The organism is uncultured Aliivibrio sp. (assembly GCF_946479765.1).
Classification (GTDB): Bacteria; Pseudomonadota; Gammaproteobacteria; order Enterobacterales; family Vibrionaceae; genus Aliivibrio.
The window spans coordinates 1-3,520 of record NZ_CAMLHO010000104.1 but is presented as its reverse complement, the minus strand read 5'-3'; the positions used below and the strand labels follow the sequence as shown (position 1 = coordinate 3,520).

General features: G+C 35.6%; 7 protein-coding genes. 1 reads left to right on the top strand and 6 read right to left on the bottom strand.

The window, feature by feature from the left end; translation table 11 throughout:
- The 6 genes from Q1K78_RS17140 to Q1K78_RS17115 form a co-directional block, all read right to left on the bottom strand.
- Positions 1–381, bottom strand: a 381-nt coding sequence (locus Q1K78_RS17140; RefSeq protein ID WP_300181637.1) for a hypothetical protein, incomplete at its 3' end; no start/stop codon positions are given.
- Positions 382–535: 154 nt separating this feature from the next.
- Positions 536–685 carry a hypothetical protein gene (locus Q1K78_RS17135; RefSeq protein ID WP_300181635.1) on the bottom strand — a complete coding sequence of 50 codons (150 nt, stop codon included), beginning with the start codon at positions 683–685 and terminating at the stop codon, positions 536–538.
- A gap of 95 nt (positions 686–780) precedes the next feature.
- Positions 781–1,464: a TVP38/TMEM64 family protein gene (locus Q1K78_RS17130; protein WP_300181633.1), complete on the bottom strand. Its 684-nt coding sequence runs from the start codon at positions 1,462–1,464 to the stop codon at positions 781–783.
- 2 nt (positions 1,465–1,466) lie between these two features.
- Positions 1,467–2,042, bottom strand: coding sequence for a glutaredoxin (locus Q1K78_RS17125; protein ID WP_300181631.1), 576 nt, complete (start codon positions 2,040–2,042; stop codon positions 1,467–1,469).
- Positions 2,043–2,245: 203 nt separating this feature from the next.
- On the bottom strand, positions 2,246–2,626 hold the full coding sequence (locus tag Q1K78_RS17120; protein ID WP_300181629.1) for a VOC family protein: 381 nt from the start codon (positions 2,624–2,626) through the stop codon (positions 2,246–2,248).
- A gap of 21 nt (positions 2,627–2,647) precedes the next feature.
- A complete protein-coding gene (locus Q1K78_RS17115) occupies positions 2,648–3,208 on the bottom strand; it encodes a TetR family transcriptional regulator (RefSeq protein WP_300181627.1) in 561 nt (186 codons plus the stop codon).
- Between the two features lie 125 nt (positions 3,209–3,333).
- On the opposite strand from Q1K78_RS17115, the gene Q1K78_RS17110 reads away from it, so the two are divergent.
- The coding region (locus Q1K78_RS17110) for a DUF417 family protein (protein WP_300181625.1) at positions 3,334–3,520 on the top strand (187 nt) is incomplete at its 3' end.

Sequence of the window (3,520 nt, the reverse complement as noted above, 5' to 3'; positions counted from 1 at the left end):
GCTTAGATAGTTATTCTGTATTTTCATCTTATGAGCCGTAAACTCATCGGTCTTTACTTTTGGTGACCATTGAATAGACACAATCGCTGCACTGCCTGACATAATATGTTTACTTAACATGTTAAATCGCGGGATCCTCGATATATCATGTTCATCAACTAAATTTGCTAACGCACCTAAAAAAAATACATCTTGCTGAATTTGTGATTGTATTCTATTTGCATGTCGTTCTGCATATTCAACCGTTTGTTTATAGATTTCTTTCTTATTATCTTTAGCGACATGAGAAGTGGCTAACATGGTTAAAACAAAACCAATAATAAAAACAAGTATTGGTAATGCACACTTACGATAAAAAGGAGAACGGACTAAAGAAATCATACTATTAACCAAACAACAACCATTAATATATTATATGGAATAAGTAACGCACAAGATAGACTAATAAAGTTAATTTATTTTGTGCTTTAAACAAAAAAAACGCACAGCGTCTATATCTATACGTTCTTTTCGATTCATCAGGCAGAGTGAGAGCTTACAGCTCGAACATTTTATCAAATTCACGTTGTGCTAAAATGTCTTCAATCTTTATGCGAGGATCTTGCTTTGCAACTGTCTCCACGCTTACTTTCTTTTTCTTCTTCTCTGTTCCTGTTTCTTTTACTTGTTTCGCTTTACTAGTCATAAACATCTCCATTTGAGCGCGCAGTATAACAGTTTATGGTCATTAAATATCATATTAACGTCAAGTATGGTATTAAGCTCATCGAAAAAACCAATTTACTCTGCTTGAGTTCGACTTTTAATTACTTTATTTATCACAAATTTAATTAGAATTGGAAATACCCCTAATAACGCTAGTGACCCTAAGATTTGAGGAGAAATAAGTCCAGATAATGAAGTAATCTCTGATAACTGTGTCCCAGCATTTAGATATACCATGGTTCCCGGCAGCATTCCTAATTGACTGAATAGATAAAAACGACTCACGCTCAAACTAGTTAACCCCATTAATAAGTTAATCACAAAGAACGGGAATACCGGAATAAGTCGCAACGTTAATAAATAGAACGCCCCATCCTTTTCTACGCCTTGGTTAATTGGTACTAGCTTATCTTTAAATTTACTGTCTACCCATTCTCTTAAAAGATAACGGCTGCTTAAAAAAGCAATGGTTGCGCCAATACTACTAGCAAAAGAAACCAGTAATAAACTCCACCAAAAACCAAATAGCGCCGCACCTAATAAAGTCACCACTGCTGCGCCAGGGATAGATAATGCAGTAACAACAACATAAGCAAGGAAGTATGTGGCACTATAGAGATAAAGATTCTCTTGTATGTCACTCTGAAGCGATTGATGGAAACCTTTAATCTGCTCTAACGTCAGTAGATGACCAAAATTTACATAGACAGCAGCAAATGATACAAGCAGTACAATTAATAGGATTACTTTCTTATTCATAATTAACTCCCGGCTTTTACGTCAGTGTTCATTGTTTTTGTCAGATCATCAAACCCACCAATGTATTTACCATCCATCCAGATCTGCGGGACTGTGACTGGTGTTTTCTCACCAATAATCGCTTTAACTTCTGGGATCATTCGGTATAACGCGGCGCTGTCTTTCACTACATCATGATAGATATATTCAATACCAGCCTCATCCAATGCCGCTTTCGCTTTAATGCAATAAGGACACGATGCTTTACCAAAAACAACATTGCCTTTTATTTGATCACGTTCCGCGACTTTAGCAATAACCGCTTGAACCAAAACACCACGGTTAAGTGCTTCACCTTCACTGATCACCTTGTCTTCAACAATAATGATAGGAGCGTGCCATGCTTTTAATTTTAATGGCTCCCACCAGTGAGAAAGCCAATCTTTAACTTCCAGCTCAATAGGAATACCTGCAAGCTCAGTATCAAATGTATCTTGAAGAATGTCTTTGGTTAACGTGCATTCGCCGCAAGGGATATTAACGTTAAATGGCCCCCAACTGCCCGCCCAACGATATAACGTAATTTTAATTGGCTTCATAGCTTTATCCCTTCTAAATACAAATTAAACTGAACCGTTTAGTTTAATTTAGCCGATATTAAATTTATGTCAACAATTAAAGACAAAAAGATACAATTAGTTAACTTAATGATAGTCGTTATTTTTATGCTATGAGTACGGTATAGGTGATAAATGGTGAAATAACCATCTATTTAGTAGTGATTAAGCAGCTTAGTCTTAAACTACAGATAGTTTGAGAGTTCTATCAAGTTACCATCCGGATCTCTAAAATAGATAGAAATGATCTTACCCAAGGCTCCTGTTCGTTGGACAGGCCCATCAATAATCATAAGACCTTGCTCTTCTATGTGTTTCTTTGCTTCTATAATGCTCGTTTTCACAATAAAGCAAAGATCAGCACTTCCATCTTTTACATTCAGAGCTTTTGGTTCAAACTCATTGCCTTGTTCATGTAGATTAATTTTCTGATCACCAAATAACAAAGCGATTCGTCCCTCACCAAAGGTGATACACTTCATTCCAAGTATTCGAGTATAAAAATCTACCGTGTTATTAATGCTTTTTACTGTCAATACAAGGTGATCTAAATGACTAATTTCCATGATGGCACCCCACCTTAAATGTTATTCCGGCTTAAAAATGATATCTAAAAACAATTGATGAGCTAATTCAATAAGTGATATATCTTTCGTTAATTGTAGTGACGCTAATAAGCCGTTATAAACTAACCCTACTTTTTGGGCCTTCAGCTCTGCATCTTCAATATCGTGTCTTTTAAATAACTCTATTAATAGCTCTTGAGTTCGTTGTTTGTACTGTGCACTTACCTCAGTGATACCTTGATCCTCACTACTGTATTCACTGTACGCCAGTTGAAAATAACAGCCATTAAATGACTCGATATCAATACACCCAGCAAGACCTTCAAAACGTAAGGCTACTTTCTCTTCTAGAGTCAGGTCTGTATTCTCAAAAAGTACCTTTACATTCGATAACGATTGCTCACTAAAAAGCGCTAACGCATTAACAATCAAATTTTCTTTAGATTGAAAATATTTATAGATAGTCGCTTTTGATAAACCAGTCGCTGCAGTGATCTTATCCATGCTTGTACCATGAAACCCATGCAGAGCACATAATTCTATCGTTTTTTGTAATGCATTCAGTCTCTTTTCTTCTTTCATGACAGCTTTCTCCTCTATTAGTTCCATAATAACAAAATAAACTGTTTAGTTCAAAAAGCAGTTGACTTAATAAAATTACACTATAAATTAAACTAAACCGTTTAGTTCACATATTGAGAGGAAGAATGAATAATCAAACCATAAGCAACACACATAGAGATACATCTTTAGGATATAAATTAGGCGTATTTGGCGTCGTCATAACTCTACTATGGATCGGTATTTTTAAATTTACGCCTACAGAAGCCGCCTTAATAGAACCCCTTGTTGTTAATCACCCCTTAATCGGCTGGGTATATAATATTATATCGG